The 13,554-nt window shown below is 39.2% G+C and carries 20 protein-coding genes; 11 read left to right on the forward strand and 9 right to left on the reverse strand.

Features of this window, described 5'->3' with window-relative positions:
- Positions 1 to 38: 38 nt before the first annotated feature.
- A complete protein-coding gene (locus ACRQ5D_RS17950; RefSeq protein ID WP_176844374.1) occupies positions 39 to 506 on the reverse strand; it encodes a terminase small subunit in 468 nt (155 codons plus the stop codon).
- Positions 507 to 681: 175 nt separating this feature from the next.
- Here ACRQ5D_RS17950 and ACRQ5D_RS17955 point away from each other — a divergent pair, with 175 nt between their 5' ends.
- From ACRQ5D_RS17955 to ACRQ5D_RS17975, 5 genes are all read left to right on the forward strand, one after another.
- A complete protein-coding gene (locus tag ACRQ5D_RS17955; protein ID WP_091163237.1) occupies positions 682 to 1,185 on the forward strand; it encodes an antitoxin Xre/MbcA/ParS toxin-binding domain-containing protein in 504 nt (167 codons plus the stop codon).
- A gap of 97 nt (positions 1,186 to 1,282) precedes the next feature.
- Positions 1,283 to 1,747 carry an RES family NAD+ phosphorylase gene (locus ACRQ5D_RS17960; protein ID WP_167516197.1) on the forward strand — a complete coding sequence of 155 codons (465 nt, stop codon included), beginning with the start codon at positions 1,283 to 1,285 and terminating at the stop codon, positions 1,745 to 1,747.
- 83 nt (positions 1,748 to 1,830) lie between these two features.
- On the forward strand, positions 1,831 to 3,075 hold the full coding sequence (locus ACRQ5D_RS17965) for a hypothetical protein (protein WP_091163238.1): 1,245 nt from the start codon (positions 1,831 to 1,833) through the stop codon (positions 3,073 to 3,075).
- Between the two features lie 274 nt (positions 3,076 to 3,349).
- Entirely contained in the window at positions 3,350 to 3,847 is a 498-nt protein-coding gene (locus tag ACRQ5D_RS17970) for a hypothetical protein (protein WP_431200123.1), read from the forward strand.
- A 244-nt stretch (positions 3,848 to 4,091) separates the two neighbouring features.
- The gene (locus ACRQ5D_RS17975) at positions 4,092 to 4,382 is read left to right on the forward strand and encodes an RNA recognition motif domain-containing protein (protein ID WP_090523751.1); all 291 of its coding nucleotides are present in this window, start codon (positions 4,092 to 4,094) and stop codon (positions 4,380 to 4,382) included.
- A 290-nt stretch (positions 4,383 to 4,672) separates the two neighbouring features.
- On the opposite strand, the gene ACRQ5D_RS17980 is transcribed toward ACRQ5D_RS17975, so the two are convergent.
- From ACRQ5D_RS17980 to ACRQ5D_RS17990, 3 genes are all read right to left on the reverse strand, one after another.
- Positions 4,673 to 5,020 carry a hypothetical protein gene (locus tag ACRQ5D_RS17980; RefSeq protein WP_091163240.1) on the reverse strand — a complete coding sequence of 116 codons (348 nt, stop codon included), beginning with the start codon at positions 5,018 to 5,020 and terminating at the stop codon, positions 4,673 to 4,675.
- 218 nt (positions 5,021 to 5,238) lie between these two features.
- A complete protein-coding gene (locus tag ACRQ5D_RS17985) occupies positions 5,239 to 5,751 on the reverse strand; it encodes a GNAT family N-acetyltransferase (protein WP_432326133.1) in 513 nt (170 codons plus the stop codon).
- A gap of 209 nt (positions 5,752 to 5,960) precedes the next feature.
- Positions 5,961 to 6,662, reverse strand: coding sequence for a S24 family peptidase (locus ACRQ5D_RS17990; RefSeq protein WP_091163242.1), 702 nt, complete (start codon positions 6,660 to 6,662; stop codon positions 5,961 to 5,963).
- A 204-nt stretch (positions 6,663 to 6,866) separates the two neighbouring features.
- On the opposite strand from ACRQ5D_RS17990, the gene ACRQ5D_RS17995 reads away from it, so the two are divergent.
- Both ACRQ5D_RS17995 and ACRQ5D_RS18000 read left to right on the forward strand, forming a co-directional pair.
- On the forward strand, positions 6,867 to 7,061 hold the full coding sequence (locus ACRQ5D_RS17995; RefSeq protein WP_431200124.1) for a hypothetical protein: 195 nt from the start codon (positions 6,867 to 6,869) through the stop codon (positions 7,059 to 7,061).
- 67 nt (positions 7,062 to 7,128) lie between these two features.
- Complete coding sequence (locus tag ACRQ5D_RS18000; RefSeq protein ID WP_091163244.1) at positions 7,129 to 7,545, forward strand: hypothetical protein; 417 nt, start codon at positions 7,129 to 7,131, stop codon at positions 7,543 to 7,545.
- Positions 7,546 to 7,647: 102 nt separating this feature from the next.
- Here ACRQ5D_RS18000 and ACRQ5D_RS18005 read toward each other — a convergent pair whose 3' ends face one another.
- Together ACRQ5D_RS18005 and ACRQ5D_RS18010 are read right to left on the reverse strand one after the other, a co-directional pair.
- On the reverse strand, positions 7,648 to 7,944 hold the full coding sequence (locus ACRQ5D_RS18005) for an alpha/beta fold hydrolase (RefSeq protein WP_091163245.1): 297 nt from the start codon (positions 7,942 to 7,944) through the stop codon (positions 7,648 to 7,650).
- A 133-nt stretch (positions 7,945 to 8,077) separates the two neighbouring features.
- Positions 8,078 to 8,416, reverse strand: a complete 339-nt coding sequence (locus ACRQ5D_RS18010; protein WP_091163246.1) for a hypothetical protein — start codon at positions 8,414 to 8,416, stop codon at positions 8,078 to 8,080.
- 197 nt (positions 8,417 to 8,613) lie between these two features.
- On the opposite strand from ACRQ5D_RS18010, the gene ACRQ5D_RS18015 reads away from it, so the two are divergent.
- Positions 8,614 to 8,949, forward strand: a complete 336-nt coding sequence (locus tag ACRQ5D_RS18015) for a hypothetical protein (protein WP_143020700.1) — start codon at positions 8,614 to 8,616, stop codon at positions 8,947 to 8,949.
- A 171-nt stretch (positions 8,950 to 9,120) separates the two neighbouring features.
- Positions 9,121 to 9,483, forward strand: coding sequence for a helix-turn-helix transcriptional regulator (locus ACRQ5D_RS18020; protein ID WP_091163248.1), 363 nt, complete (start codon positions 9,121 to 9,123; stop codon positions 9,481 to 9,483).
- A gap of 108 nt (positions 9,484 to 9,591) precedes the next feature.
- Here ACRQ5D_RS18020 and ACRQ5D_RS18025 read toward each other — a convergent pair whose 3' ends face one another.
- The 3 genes from ACRQ5D_RS18025 to ACRQ5D_RS18035 form a co-directional block, all read right to left on the reverse strand.
- Complete coding sequence (locus ACRQ5D_RS18025; protein ID WP_432326136.1) at positions 9,592 to 9,993, reverse strand: tetratricopeptide repeat protein; 402 nt, start codon at positions 9,991 to 9,993, stop codon at positions 9,592 to 9,594.
- A gap of 7 nt (positions 9,994 to 10,000) precedes the next feature.
- Positions 10,001 to 11,827, reverse strand: a complete 1,827-nt coding sequence (locus tag ACRQ5D_RS18030; RefSeq protein ID WP_432326138.1) for a tetratricopeptide repeat protein — start codon at positions 11,825 to 11,827, stop codon at positions 10,001 to 10,003.
- Positions 11,828 to 12,031: 204 nt separating this feature from the next.
- Positions 12,032 to 12,253: a hypothetical protein gene (locus tag ACRQ5D_RS18035; protein ID WP_129568850.1), complete on the reverse strand. Its 222-nt coding sequence runs from the start codon at positions 12,251 to 12,253 to the stop codon at positions 12,032 to 12,034.
- Between the two features lie 252 nt (positions 12,254 to 12,505).
- Between ACRQ5D_RS18035 and ACRQ5D_RS18040 the strand changes: the two genes are divergently transcribed.
- Both ACRQ5D_RS18040 and ACRQ5D_RS18045 read left to right on the forward strand, forming a co-directional pair.
- Positions 12,506 to 12,985 carry a TetR/AcrR family transcriptional regulator gene (locus ACRQ5D_RS18040; protein WP_432326140.1) on the forward strand — a complete coding sequence of 160 codons (480 nt, stop codon included), beginning with the start codon at positions 12,506 to 12,508 and terminating at the stop codon, positions 12,983 to 12,985.
- A 169-nt stretch (positions 12,986 to 13,154) separates the two neighbouring features.
- Positions 13,155 to 13,538 (forward strand): VOC family protein, encoded by a 384-nt coding sequence (locus ACRQ5D_RS18045; protein ID WP_229701616.1) that lies wholly within the window; start codon positions 13,155 to 13,157, stop codon positions 13,536 to 13,538.
- The last annotated feature ends 16 nt before the right edge of the window (positions 13,539 to 13,554 follow it).

Genomic DNA, 13,554 nt, shown 5'->3' on the forward strand with positions numbered 1-13,554 from the left:
TTTAATCTGATAGCTGAGGTTGCAAACGGGTACCGGGGTTATAGTTTTACCTCTTTTTCGCTACCGGCAGGAGGAGGACCGGAGCTAAAAACCTTTACTGTTAAAATGTTCCCTGCTTCTGTATTTGGTAATGGATCATGTTTTTCGTTCCACCCCATATTTTTTAGCGCGAACATTGCCCCGGTTACATTTTGGTGCAGATGGGCTTCATAGCAGGCTTCTACGCGTAAAACGCCCTGTTTAACTGCCTGTGAAAACGGGCCGTGCTGTACATATGTATAAAACTCCTGCCGGCTGCTAAAGCCAAGGGCAAGGGCCAGTCCTGATAATGTTGCAGGTTCGGGTTCACGGTCCCAAACCTTTTGTTCAATAGTTTCTGCATTGTCTTTACTGTTTTTTACCGGTTTTTGTTCAATATGATATTTCCCCTTTATATAGGCGAAATATTTGTCAATAAGCCGCTCAACCTGGGCGGCGTTATTAAAGGAAGATATATCAGGCTTCATTATGTTTTGAATGCCGATTGGCATAAGGGAATAATCAAATGTCGGGAATATTTTTCACAATTACTAATTTTATTGGTAATTTTTTATTTAAGCAGATGTAGGCGGATGGGCATAGCGGTGGAATGAATAAAATGTAAATATTTTCTTTTTTAATAGAAAAAATTTACATTTGTGTATGAGCAAAGCAATTAAACGTAATACAGCTATTGAAGGCCGGCAAGGGCAGGCTGCATCCCGCCCTTATGTATTTACCGATGCGCCTATGCAGGTTTTTAATGATCTGCTGATGCCTTATGAAACCTATTTTAAATCGCCTTTGGCTAAGCTTGGGGCTATAAAACAAGGGTTGCGTTCAAATTCCATCACTGATTTATTAAAGGTAACCGGTGCTACTCAAAGTGATATTGCCAAATGGTTGCATATAACCGAGCCTACTTTGCGTAAGCATTTGCAAAGCACACATGAGCTAAACCAGGGGCTGAGTGAGCACATCATTCAACTGTTTGAGCTTTTTGACAAAGGCCTGGATACCTTTGGCTCCCTTGATGAGTTTAAAGGCTGGCTAAAACATTATAATCCGGGTATTGATGCTATCCCATTTGATTTGCTCGATACCATAACAGGCATTGGTATTGTAATAAGTCAGCTTATCCGTATTGATTACGGTGTGCTTGCCTAAAAATAATTATTGAATTAATGATTTAGTGAATTATTGATTGCATTTTTAACGCAAATTTATGATCACTAAATAGGTTATTAATCTTTCCTTCTATCTTTTGAACGTTTACCGGATAAGTCAAACCAAGTATGCCCATGACCGCAAAGGCTCAGGAATTGACGGCCGATGGAATTCATTGGGACAATATATGATCTATACAGGCGGTTCACTGGCTCTTTCATGTCTTGAAAAACTGGCGCACTCGCCTGGTACTGCTTTATATGCCGGTGATTTTTCAGTTATTATATTTCAGATACCGGATAACCTGCCTGTTTTTGAAATCACTGTAAACAAACTCCAAAAACTTAATGCCAACTGGCACAAGGTAATTAACTACCCGGTTACTCAATTGCTTGGTGATACCTGGCTTCGTAAAATGGAAACGGCCGTATTAAAAGTGCCATCGGCAATTATTGACCTGGAGTATAATTACCTGCTTAATCCGGCCCATCCCGATTATAACAAAATAACTATCAGCAGTGTAAATAAGTTCACTTTTGATCCGCGGCTTAAAGCTCAATAAAATCTTGTACAAACAAATAACTTAAATAATTATTTTATAATTGCACGGATAAACCTTTACTTTTCCTGCATCGAATAATTATAATGGGTATTAATAAAACAAGCATTTTAATTTTTGCAGGCCTGCTCATAAGTATCAGAGTACACGCCCAGGATAAAAGATACATCCCGATAGGGCACACTAAATATAAAGATACAATACTGGTTACCCATCCCGACACTACTTTTGAAAAAGATGTATTTGACGTTATAGGATCCATTTTTGGTGAAAGCAAGAAGCCCGGCAAAGTTGATTCTGTAACTTCAAAACCGGTAATATCAATTATTCCGGCTATAGGTTACACTTTACAAACAGGGCTGGCGGGTACTATATCGGGCAATGTGATTTTCAGGTTAGCACCCGATACCCGGATCTCCACTATAACGGTAAACCCTGCTTACACTCAAAATAAGCAGGTGATCGTCCCCATCCAATCAAACATATGGTCGAAAAATAACAAATATGATTTTATAGGCGATTTCAGGTTTTACAAATATCCGCAAAGCAGTTTTGGCTTAGGCAGTAATTCTGACAGGGATAATGAAAATCCCCTGGTTTACAGTTTTTTTCGTTTCCATGAAACTGTTTTGCGCAATGTATCCGGAAATTTTTACGCCGGTTTGGGGTATATTTTTGATGACAGGTGGGATATGTACGAGAAAGGTCAGTTAAACGGAAAAACGTCCGACTATGAAAGGTACGGCCCCGTTAGCCGCGCTATATCAACCGGGATAACGTTTAGCGGGCTCTATGACAGTCGCGACAACCCGATTAATGCATCGCGCGGATTCTACACCTCATTACAGTACCGGGATAATTATACTTTTTTAGGCAGTACAACTGCTTGGCGCTCTTTAATTGTTGATGTGCGCAAATACTTCAGGTTTCCGGAAAGCTCGGATAACGTGCTGGCCTTTTGGTCATACAATTGGCTGGTAATTAATGGTCGGCCGGCATATCTCGACCTGCCCGCTACAGGGCATGACCCGAGCTTTACTACCGGGCGCGGATACATACAGGGTAGGTTTAGAGGGGCGCAAATGGTTTACCTTGAAAGCGAATACCGGTTTAAAATAACCCGTAATGGTTTACTTGGAGGGGTAGCTTTTGTAAACGGCGAGTCGTTTTCGGCGGCACCGGGTACGGCTTTGCAAACTGTGCAGCCTGGTTTTGGAGCCGGTTTAAGGGTTAAACTGAATAAGGTATCCAAAACAAACATAGCCATTGATTATGGTTTCGGGCGCGAAGGGTCAAAAGGCTTGTTTATTAATGTGGGCGAAGTGTTTTAATTGGTCGATATTGGTTTGATTAACAGTATATTGTCTGTAATTTGTATTTTAATTTTTACATTTTGGATGGTGAAAATTCCTGAAAATAGGCCGTAGCTTGCCCGTTTTTTGCATTTTTATTAAAAGGGCATTACCGCGCATAAACCGGCAACTTTAGCATGACTATTGACGTATATTCATATAAAGGTTAAAAAAAGTTAAAAAATTAATTCGTTTAACCATATTTAATGAAATTTGTAATTATTTATTGCTATGTTTATTCGCCAGTAAGCCTATGATACGTACCAGTTTTACTAAATGGTTTGTTTTACTAAGTTTATCCATTTCGGTGGCTTTAACTTCCTGTCAAAAAGACGAGGAAGTGAAAGATATCAGCGCGGTTAAAACATCTGGCAGTAAGGACAGCGTATCATCAGTAAACATTATCAATACTCCGGGTAATTTTCTTGCAGGCAAAGGTACTTTAAAAGTTACCATCGAAGATTCTACTTACACTTTCGATGCCAGCCAGGATTCAATTGCATTCATAAACGTGCATAATGGCGATAACAAATACTTTGGCATCACAGCAATCAATAAGGCGCATAACATGAGTTTTGGCATCAGCTCGTTAGGATTGGCGTCGGTGAAAACCAGCAGCGACGTAGCCGGAAGCCAGTTTTTATTTAAGGTTGATGAAAAAAACCATTACTTCAATATACCCTTACCAAATATGCCGGACAACAGGATTTTGGTAAGATTGATATGGATCAGTATAATCACGAAAATATGATTGCTAAAGGTACTTTCTTTACCTTTTTAGCTAAAGACGATAAGTCTGACTCTCCTTTTTACCGCGTTGAGGGAAGCTTCGAGCTACAACTCAAATAAAATCCGGTTCTGTTTTTAACATTTGGTTTGGAAGTTTTATTCAGTAATATGAAGGTAAAAAAGCCATTACCTAATCATCATTAGTGCCCGGAGAGGCAGGAATCCGGCTCTTTTTTTGTACCTTTACGCAAATTTTAAAAACATTGATGAAAGTATTTATTGCAGGTCTTCCTTTAGAAGTAGATGAGGCCGAATTAACAGCTGTTTTTGGTGATTTTGGGCCGGTTAAATCGCTCAGGATCATTAAGGATCGCGAAACAAAAGAGAGTAAGGGTTTTGGTTTTGTGGAGATGGTTAACGAGGATGAAGCGAAAGAAGCGATACGTTGCATGAATGGAGCAAGTTATTATGGCCGCAGGATCACGGTTAACGTAGCCGAAGATAAAGGTCCTGGCTTTAACGGCGGTGGCCAAAAAGGTGGCTTCAGACGTAATTAATACCAACTAAAACATTATTCTTCTTTTTTAAAATATTAGCCGGCTTAGTCCGGCTTTTTTGTTTTTGGTGATGCGGGATTTTATAATTTAAATCACTTAAACTAATTTGTTGCTTTCCAAACAATAGCCCTGAAATTGATCTGTTTACGTGCGCAATTTAATGGGCACGTGCTGCCGGCCGGGACTTATTATCACGTGGTTGATCTTAAAGATGGTAAGAAACCGCTGTCGGGGTATGTAACACTTTTAAAGTGATATATGCGAGCCGGCGCAATTAAGTAACTTATTGTTTATGATGCTTGTGCCAGTGAATTGTTAACATCGAGGTTACTAAGTAAGCTGTCAAGCTTGAGGTTAAATTCTTTCAATTTGATATCGCCTTTTTCAAAAGCTCCTGTTAAGCGTGTTAACTCCTGTTCAATACTTGTTACAATGGCATTGTTGGTATTAGTAGCATTCTTTTGTAAATCTTCAATTACTTCTATTTTATGTTCTGCAGCTTTAAGCAGGTATAGTTGTTGCACATCGGCGGTTATATGACTACTATCGCCAGCTTTTGTGTTTTGCCGTTTGTTAAATTCAACTAAAATTATGGCAGCAATAATAGCCGCGATTACCAGTATCATGATAGGTTCCATCTTCTTCTCTTTTTATTACAACTTTATCACTCCGGCAGAGGCCTGCGGTTTATAATTACTATAAATATAATTGAATAAAAAATAAACTAAAAAGCTATTGTTGATAAAATGCCCATTTGTGAATAACTATTGAGAAATGGTTGTAAGTTTTGTGTAAATATGTGAAGCTTTAAATAGATGGAAACAGGTTAGCCATACCGGATAGCTGTTGTAATTTGTTATTGTTTGCTATTGAGCCGCTTTTTGTAGCACAAAAAACTTAAACCCGGCCTTATATCCAGGCTAATTTCGCCGGCCAAAACATAGCCCAGCTTTGGGAATAGCTTTTGCGTTGCCATGTTCGCAATATTGGTGTCAATTCGTAATGTATTTATTCCTCGCTGTATAGCTTCATGTTCGGCCTGCTTGAGAAGTGCTGTGGCGACGCCCCGGCCCTGGTAGTTAATGTTTACAGCAAGCCGATGCGTAACTATAGCAGCTTCACCGATATCAAGCCCGGCCTGCGCATATTCTGCATCCTGATCGGTAGTTAGGGCAGCCACACCCGCAATTGCTCCTGTAACTTCGGCGACCCAAAGTTGGTTAAGGTTAATGTCCTCTGTAAATACTTGTTTATTGGGATAGTCGTCATTCCATTGAAAATTACCTGCTGCTTTCATGCCAGGTATTACTTCAGCTACAAAAGCTAATATCTGGGGTATATCATTGAGGGTAGCCAGCCGGATTGTCATTTTATCTGTCAAGCAAATTGTAATTAAAAATAACGAAGTTTTAAGCTATGATAGCTTGATTTTTGTAATAAATAATCGGCTTATTTCGCTGTGGGCCGTTTTATAATACTGTTTGGATGTTAATTTATAGGTATGATAACCGCTCACCGGGCAGGCAACAATGGCGGTGGAATTTGTTGTTCTTTTAATAAATTCTACCGCCACGCTGGTTAATGGTTATGCTTTTTGTGGATGTCTTTAACAAGGCAAAGTTTTTTGATGTCGACTACTTTTATAATAAATGGGGCATATTTGAGCCGGTTGCCAACCATTTCGGTTGTATTATCTGAATGTGCAATTACTTCATCAGGGCTATCCCCTGCAAGCAGGCGTTTATACATTCGGTAATCTCCCCACTCGATGTAATAAACCTCGCCGGGCAGGATCTTTTTGTCATGAATTATTTTTAGTGCAACCCAGCAGCCGTTTTCAAGATATGGGTACATACTGTGCCCCCAAACCGGAAGTGCGAAATCGCAATCCTCAATGCCCGGGAAATTCATATGACCAACCGGCTGTGAATCATTAATGTCGTTATATACTTCTACGCCTGAAGCGGTTGCAGAAATTTCATACATAGGTATGCCCTCACTGTGTTTGGATACAGGCTTTGATTCAGAGAAATTCTGTTTTTTGTCTCCGATTATGTATTCTTTGTATTTTTCTTTAAAAATACGGAGTTTTTCTGGATCTATGTTCTGTCGGCTCTTTATTATTTCAGTGATTGAGCTTGGCGAGTTAAAGCCTAACGCTTCAGCTAATTGAGCATTTCCATTAAAAGCTTTTCCCTTAAGCTGATTGTAAAGTATGATAAACTCCAATGTGTCGGGCCGTACAATCTTTATTTTGTTTGGTTTTATGTCGTCTTCCATGATGAAAATAATTTAAATATTTTTCTTGATTATAATAAAGATTATTCTGTATATTTGTTTCGTTGATAAATGCTAATGTAAGTCAAATTATTTACAAATCAAAATGTTCGTTTCGTTTTATAAAGAGTATTCTTTTGTTAAGTACGATATTCTGTAATTTAAAATCAAGAAATAATATCAATAAATAATCAATATCATACCACCATGCATATAGTATTTTCGGCCCTGCGGCAATTGACAGGAAGTAATAGCAATCAACATAATCGAGATACTTTGAATGAACATGAGGCTTTGCAGCGCTTTGAGGGTTACAAAACTGCATGTGAAAAATATAGAGATGAAATTGCTGCTATCCAAAAGTATATGCCGGGATGGATGCCCGCTTTTAAACGGTCATAACCTGGTTGCAGGTATTACGGCCTTAAATTCTCAATTAAAATAATACGAAATCAATACACTAATTATCATGATAAAAATTTCTCAAAAACTTAAAAGCCAGCTTTGGTGGCTTATTATATCGGTTGACTATGATTACAGCCGGATAACTATTGCCGAACACGATATTACCGATGAAGTGCTTACTTTGTGGCTGGAGGATAAACAGGATTTTAAAAACTCAATTGATGAATGCCTTCAGGTAGATATCCGGATCCGTGACCTTGCCCGGATCATTAAAGCCGAAAATCTGAATAGTTACGAGGGTACCAAATTACACCCAACCAAAAACTTTGCCTACAAGGCCCGCATCGAAATTAACACCCCCTTGCAATGGTATAAAGAGGACGCCTCGTCACCCGAACAGCAATGGACCCGCGAAGCTGTATTGAAAGCTTTGCTTACACAACTTGTAGAAGAGGGTGCTGCAAGTGATTATGCGTATTAAATTAGCTATAAAATATGCTGTTTGGCATTTAATTCATAATTGACCGTGTTGTTAAAATTGCTTTAAATACCGTTTTACAGGCTTGAGATCATTCACCGTCTATTAGTTGTGGCTTTTACCTGATTGGCCATAACCAGGCAAATCAATCGTAATAACCCGGTATTTATTACCAAGGTATTTTACCTGATTGTTAAAGTAACTTTTGTTAATGCGTCGTCCATGTACAAAAAGCAATGTGGTATCACCTTTGCCTGTATCTGTATAGGCAATGTTAACGCCATGGTTGCTGATTTTTACGGCAGACTTATCAATAGCGTTTTTGTTTTGCGGGTGCTGGGTACAGGCATACCACAATCCAATTGAGGTTGCCAGTGAAAACAATGCGGGTAACTTTTTCATACAGACAGATAATTATATGCAGCAGGTTCGCTATATAAATATCCGTTTATGAATAGGTTGCAGCAAATGTTTAACTTATTTTAACAAAGCGATCATTGTTGCCTGAAGGAGGGCCGGGATGCAGGTCCCGACGCTATTTTACTTTTACCAGCTGTTGTTCTTTTTCAATATGCTCAACCAGCTCCAAATCTTCGCTAACAGCTTCGGCTTCCGGACTTGCGTAGTTTAGTTTGCGGAAACGCCACTGGGCAAAAGCAGGTTCCTGGAAGCGGTTTATCAGTTTAAAAAATTTGGGGAAATTGTGTACTTCTTCCAACAACAGGCCGGTTACAATACCATTGTTATCAAGTATTTCGCGTATGGTGTATTCCTTATCTTTGGTGATCCAAATCTCAAAGTCCTGCCGTATTTCAGCCATCTTTTCAGGATCTATTTTGTCATTTATACAAATTACCTTATCGCCCGGTTTCATAATGATCGCAATTTTATGTATTTCTTTTGTTAAGAGATTGTGAATGTAAAGGTCGGCTTTTTATACATATTTTAAAATTTGTGCGCGGGGATTTTTGTGTTAGAAAAATATTCGAAAAAAGTTTTAAATATTATGCAACCTTATTTTATTGGCTTCGTATTAAAATGTATAATGAATGTTTAATATCAGAGCTTTATATGGATTATTTTTATTTGTTTATGATAGCGGGGCTCGGACTGGTATTTGTTATTTTACAGTTTGATAAGCAACAACGCAGCAGGGTTAACTTATTGCTGAAAAACGCGAATGATGTGCAGCCGTTACTGATGAAACGATGCATGGATCAAAAAATAAGTAAAATTAATGCCGGGCTCAGTGCTGATACCTGTCATACGAATATTCGTAACGATGCGAAGCAAAAAATAGATGCAAACCTGCAACAGATAGCAGATGAGTACCATGCAGGAAAGATCAGTTTGCCGGTTTATAATGATAAGCTTGGCGAGCTGCTTGAAAATTTAGGAAATAAATAATTTATGGTTTAACCTGAGTTTATTTTATTGTCATATATAGTTTTTGTTGGTTAGTTTTACTTTAAGGTCATCTGCTGTTGGGGCATTTGACCTTTTTTGTTTTGGGTGCTTGTTCAATAAAGCAATTATATATTGCATGGATAAACAAAATGATTATTATTGCAGTCACTTATGTCTGACGAAGCGATTATAAAACGGTTAAAGGTAGTTGTTAAAGAGCACGGCGGCCAGCTGGGGCTTGCCGGGGCCATTGGTGTTGATCAGGGTTTCATTAGCAAGGTGATCAACAAAAAGCAGGATATTAGCTATTATCTTATCCGCAAACTCTGTTTCCAGCTTAAATACTCGCCCGAATGGCTTATTCTTGGTACAGGCGAAAAAATAATCAACAAACCCGAATCGGCCAAGCTTATTACCGAAATACAAATGATGCGTACCGAGGTTGATATTTTACAGGCCCGTATGCGCGCCTACGAAATGGAATTGAAAGAGCTACGCGCGCAATTACATATAGAAGATAAGAAGGCGGTATAGCCACTCCAAGTCCGCGTAAATGTAAAAGCCCCTTTCGGGGCTTGGTTGTTATTTATAGATCAGTTAATAGTTACTTATTATACGAGTATTGTAAATAAAAAGTTATTGTTATTTGCAATATTTTATAATGAAATCAGATGCTTCTTTTGCGCCCATACTTAAAGCTTTATTCATATCGGCGCAGCCGCCGGTTTTATCATCAAGTGCTATTTTTGCAAGCCCCCTTTGTAGATAAGCACGGCCATTTTTCGCGTCAAGGCTTATAGCGGTATTACAGTCTAAAATTGCTCCGTTCAGATCTTTTAAATTTATTTTGGCGGCAGCCCTGTCAATATATAGATCAGGATTGTTAGGGGCAAGTTTAAACACGGCTGCAAAATCTTCTTTCACTCCCTGGGCGTCCCCGAGACTACTTTTAGCAATACCGCTATGCGAGTAAGCTTTTACATTGGTATCGTTCATATAAATGGCATTATGATAATCATCGGCAGCGCCGGCATAATCCTTCATAGCCATTTTAGTATCGCCCCTGATTAAAAAGGTTCTCGTCGTTTGAGTAAATTGACACAGCACGGTCGAGATCAGCCAGGGCGCCTTTATAGTTTTTAAGTTTGGCTTTTACAAAGCCCCGCGCTTGCCATACTAAAGCGGTTGAATCTGATAGTGAGTCAATTTTTAGTGCGTTGCTCAAATCGGCTATAGCTCCGTTGTTGTCTTCAGCGTCTGCTTTGGCCAGGCCCCGCTTCAATAATAGCGTTATATTTTTAGGGGCTTTTAGTACACCGGTATTATAATCGGCCATGGCCCCTTTGGCATCGCCGGTGGCGGCTTTTGCTTCACCCCGATAAAGGTAAAAATCAGCATTTGCAGGGTTAAGTGCTATAGCCTTGTTAAATATTTGTACGCCATTGTTAGTGTATTTAAAAAAATTATTGATTTTACCCAATCGTGAATAACCATTTTGTTGTTGCGGGGCAATACTGATCAGTTTTTCGAGGTCAGTTACAGCTGCGGCATAATCGCCCAGTTTGGTTTTTTCAATGGCCCGGTTTAAAAAGGCATAAGTATAAACCGGGTTTATAGCAATCGCCTTGGTATAGTCGTTAATAGCAGCTAAGGGAACTCCTAAATCGCGATAAGCATCGCCGCGCGACAGGTAAGCTTCATCGCTTTTACTGTTCAGGTTGATTGCTTTTGTTAAATCGGTAATCACTCCCGCGGTATCCTTCATGGCCATTTTAGCTTTGCTTAAGGTTACGTAAGCACTTATGCTGTTAGGGTTTATTTTAATTGCCGAATCGGCATCAGCCCTGGCGCCTTCGTAATTGCCTAATGCCAGCTTTGAAAATGAACGGCTTTGGTATGCATCGCCGTTTTTGGGTTCAAGGGCAATAGCTTTGTTAAAATCTTCCAACGCGGCATTATTATCTTTTTTGTCGCTCTTAATAATTCCACGATATAGGTACAGATTTGCATTCCGGGGGAATTGAGCAATTGCCTTGTTGAAATAATCAAGAGCGCCATTTGAATCGCCCAGGCTGCTTTGGGCATTGGCCATGTAAAGCAAAAGGTTTTTAAGGTTGGGGTTGATAGCAGCCGCTTTTTTATAATCATCAACCGCACCTTTAAAATCATTTAGTTTTGCCCTGGTATTTGCCCGGTAAAAATAAGCTTCAGCGTTATCGGGATTAAGCGATAGTGTTTTGGTATAATCAGCAATAGCGCCATTATAATCGTTTATGCTGGCCTTGCTGCCTGCCATGTATTGATAGATTTCGGCGCTGTTAGGGCTTAGTTTAACAGCCATATTATAATCAGCAATGGCTCCGGTAAAATCGTTGTTATTGTTTTTGGCCAGGCCCCGGTACTTGTAAAGATCGGCGTTATTTGGTGTAAATTGAAGTGCTGTGGTAAAATCGGCAATAGCGCCGGTATAATCGCTCATATTACTTTTGGCATTGCCCCTGTAGTGAAACATGTCTGCAGTTTTAGGTCCTAACGCTATCGCGCGGTCAAAATCAATAATGGCGGCCTGATAATCTTGTATGGCAGCCTCTGCATTGGCTTTATAAAGGTAGGCGTTGGTTAAATCGGCTTTTAGGACAATGGCCTGAGCATAATCATTAATAGCTGCTTTATAGTCTTTGAGGTTGCCATATGCATTGGCCCTGTAATAAAAAACGTCTGCGTTTTTGTCGTTTAATTCTATAGCACGTGTAAAATCTTGTATGGCATCTTTGTAATTCCTTACATTGGCTTTTGAGTTTCCCTCCTGGATATATTTACTTGCTGTTTGGGCAAGTGAACATAGCGGCAAAAAAAGCAGAAATAGAATTTTTTTCATGAACACGGCAGCGGTTTATCAAATATCAATAAAAAACTGTTATTGACTATGGCAAAACTTATACCATAATGAAATATCTTATAACTGATAAGAAAAGAGTGGGGGGTAATGGGCATTGGGGATAAAATTGGGGCGTAAAAGCCCCAATTTTAAAGAGTTTAATTACAACCGGGCAGGAATATTCCTTTATTTTTTTATCAATGATCAGGAAAAAGAAGCTTCGTTTGTCCTGTCCTGATTCCGTTTTTTTCCATATGCTATCGCGGCTGTACAAAGCGCAATGCACACCAATAATGCTACCTCAATTACAACGTGAATTACCGGAACCTTGCCAGGGAAGTTTGACAACAAAATACCTGCATCCGGAACCAATAGACCAACAAGGGGGAAGCAAAAGAACATTCTTAATATTATTAATTTTTCCATAATTATTAACATTTAGTATGACAATGCTAAGGTACGTATTATTTCTTTGTAATTTAAATAAAATTGCATTCATTCCATTGAAACCCTCAAAATCAGCCGGCTAACAATTTCGAAGGCATCGTTTACAAAAAGCCTCTGCAATTTTTAGTTAATTAAGTGTTGATAGAACATTACATTGCGGTTATTGTTTTAACTTCCGTGTTTTTTTATAGATTTTTTTAGGGTGATATAGGTTTTTAGCCCATATCCAAAATGAATAAAAATAAATTTTTAAATAAGCGAATGCTCACTTATTTTTGCGTTGAAATGAGGCCACGCGACGAACATAAAGAATACAAAATACGCCAGAAGGCGATAGAATTGATAGTGGCTGAAGGCCTTGACGGTTTTGGAGTGAACAAGCTTGCGCGGTCGGCAGGGGTATCACCCGCTACTATCTATATTTATTATAAAGATAAAGAAGAATTAATAAGCAGTATTTGCGTTGGCGTAGCTGAAAAGATGATGACTTTTAGTCTTCAAAATTTTTCGCCTGATATGGATTTTGCAGATGGGCTGAGGGTACAATGGCGCAACCGTCTTGAGTATTTCATGCAATGTCCGTTAGATATGGAGTTTATTGAAATTATGCGCTATACCCATTTTTATGAAAAGGTAACCGCCATGCTTACCGTTAATTTTGGGCAGGTACTGGGAGCATTTATGCGTAATGCCGAAAAAAGCAGCAACTGATACCACTGCCTTTTGAGGTTTATTGGGCGGTAGCATATGCGCCTCTTTATCAGCTTATCAAATTTCATAACCAGGGCAACAGCTATGTGAACAGCAGTTTTAAATTGGATGATAAACTGATGGAGCAAGCATTGGGTCTGGTATTAAAAGCATTAAAGCCTTGATCAGTATGTCAGCAACCACTATTAAACTTAATCATGTTAATTTGCCGGTGACCGATGTTGCCGCCTGCTCTGAATTTTTTGAGCAATATTTTAATTTTAAATGTACTGGCGTAAAAGGTAATAATATGCTGGCCGTAATGGAAGGCAAGGATGGTTTTATCCTGGTGCTTATGGCTGATACCTTTAACCGGAATGGCAATAACAGTTACCCCGATGCTTTTCATATCGGTTTTTTGGTTGACAGTCATGAACAGGTTGCCGAAGTTTATGACCGGCTGGTAAAAGGGGGAGTAGCTGTAACGCAAGCCCCTGCGCCTTTGCGTGGCGGTTATGGGTTTTATTTTAATGCTCCGGGTAATATATTAACGGAAGTTACCTGTTTAGCTTAATGAGTGTAATAATTAA

This window comes from Mucilaginibacter sp. P25, from assembly GCF_050859465.1.
Lineage (GTDB): Bacteria > Bacteroidota > Bacteroidia > Sphingobacteriales > Sphingobacteriaceae > Mucilaginibacter > Mucilaginibacter gossypii.

Coding starts and splice junctions, on each gene's coding strand:
- ACRQ5D_RS17950 (WP_176844374.1), bottom strand. CDS start 506: ATGAAGCCTGATATATCTTCCTTTAATAACGCCGCCCAGGTTGAGCGG.
- ACRQ5D_RS17955 (WP_091163237.1), top strand. CDS start 682: ATGAGCAAAGCAATTAAACGTAATACAGCTATTGAAGGCCGGCAAGGG.
- ACRQ5D_RS17965 (WP_091163238.1), top strand. CDS start 1,831: ATGGGTATTAATAAAACAAGCATTTTAATTTTTGCAGGCCTGCTCATA.
- ACRQ5D_RS17970 (WP_431200123.1), top strand. CDS start 3,350: ATGATACGTACCAGTTTTACTAAATGGTTTGTTTTACTAAGTTTATCC.
- ACRQ5D_RS17975 (WP_090523751.1), top strand. CDS start 4,092: ATGAAAGTATTTATTGCAGGTCTTCCTTTAGAAGTAGATGAGGCCGAA.
- ACRQ5D_RS17980 (WP_091163240.1), bottom strand. CDS start 5,020: ATGGAACCTATCATGATACTGGTAATCGCGGCTATTATTGCTGCCATA.
- ACRQ5D_RS17985 (WP_432326133.1), bottom strand. CDS start 5,751: ATGACAATCCGGCTGGCTACCCTCAATGATATACCCCAGATATTAGCT.
- ACRQ5D_RS17990 (WP_091163242.1), bottom strand. CDS start 6,662: ATGGAAGACGACATAAAACCAAACAAAATAAAGATTGTACGGCCCGAC.
- ACRQ5D_RS17995 (WP_431200124.1), top strand. CDS start 6,867: ATGCATATAGTATTTTCGGCCCTGCGGCAATTGACAGGAAGTAATAGC.
- ACRQ5D_RS18000 (WP_091163244.1), top strand. CDS start 7,129: ATGATAAAAATTTCTCAAAAACTTAAAAGCCAGCTTTGGTGGCTTATT.
- ACRQ5D_RS18005 (WP_091163245.1), bottom strand. CDS start 7,944: ATGAAAAAGTTACCCGCATTGTTTTCACTGGCAACCTCAATTGGATTG.
- ACRQ5D_RS18010 (WP_091163246.1), bottom strand. CDS start 8,416: ATGAAACCGGGCGATAAGGTAATTTGTATAAATGACAAAATAGATCCT.
- ACRQ5D_RS18015 (WP_143020700.1), top strand. CDS start 8,614: ATGGATTATTTTTATTTGTTTATGATAGCGGGGCTCGGACTGGTATTT.
- ACRQ5D_RS18020 (WP_091163248.1), top strand. CDS start 9,121: ATGTCTGACGAAGCGATTATAAAACGGTTAAAGGTAGTTGTTAAAGAG.
- ACRQ5D_RS18025 (WP_432326136.1), bottom strand. CDS start 9,993: ATGAAGGATTATGCCGGCGCTGCCGATGATTATCATAATGCCATTTAT.
- ACRQ5D_RS18030 (WP_432326138.1), bottom strand. CDS start 11,827: ATGAAAAAAATTCTATTTCTGCTTTTTTTGCCGCTATGTTCACTTGCC.
- ACRQ5D_RS18035 (WP_129568850.1), bottom strand. CDS start 12,253: ATGGAAAAATTAATAATATTAAGAATGTTCTTTTGCTTCCCCCTTGTT.
- ACRQ5D_RS18040 (WP_432326140.1), top strand. CDS start 12,506: ATGAATAAAAATAAATTTTTAAATAAGCGAATGCTCACTTATTTTTGC.
- ACRQ5D_RS18045 (WP_229701616.1), top strand. CDS start 13,155: ATGTCAGCAACCACTATTAAACTTAATCATGTTAATTTGCCGGTGACC.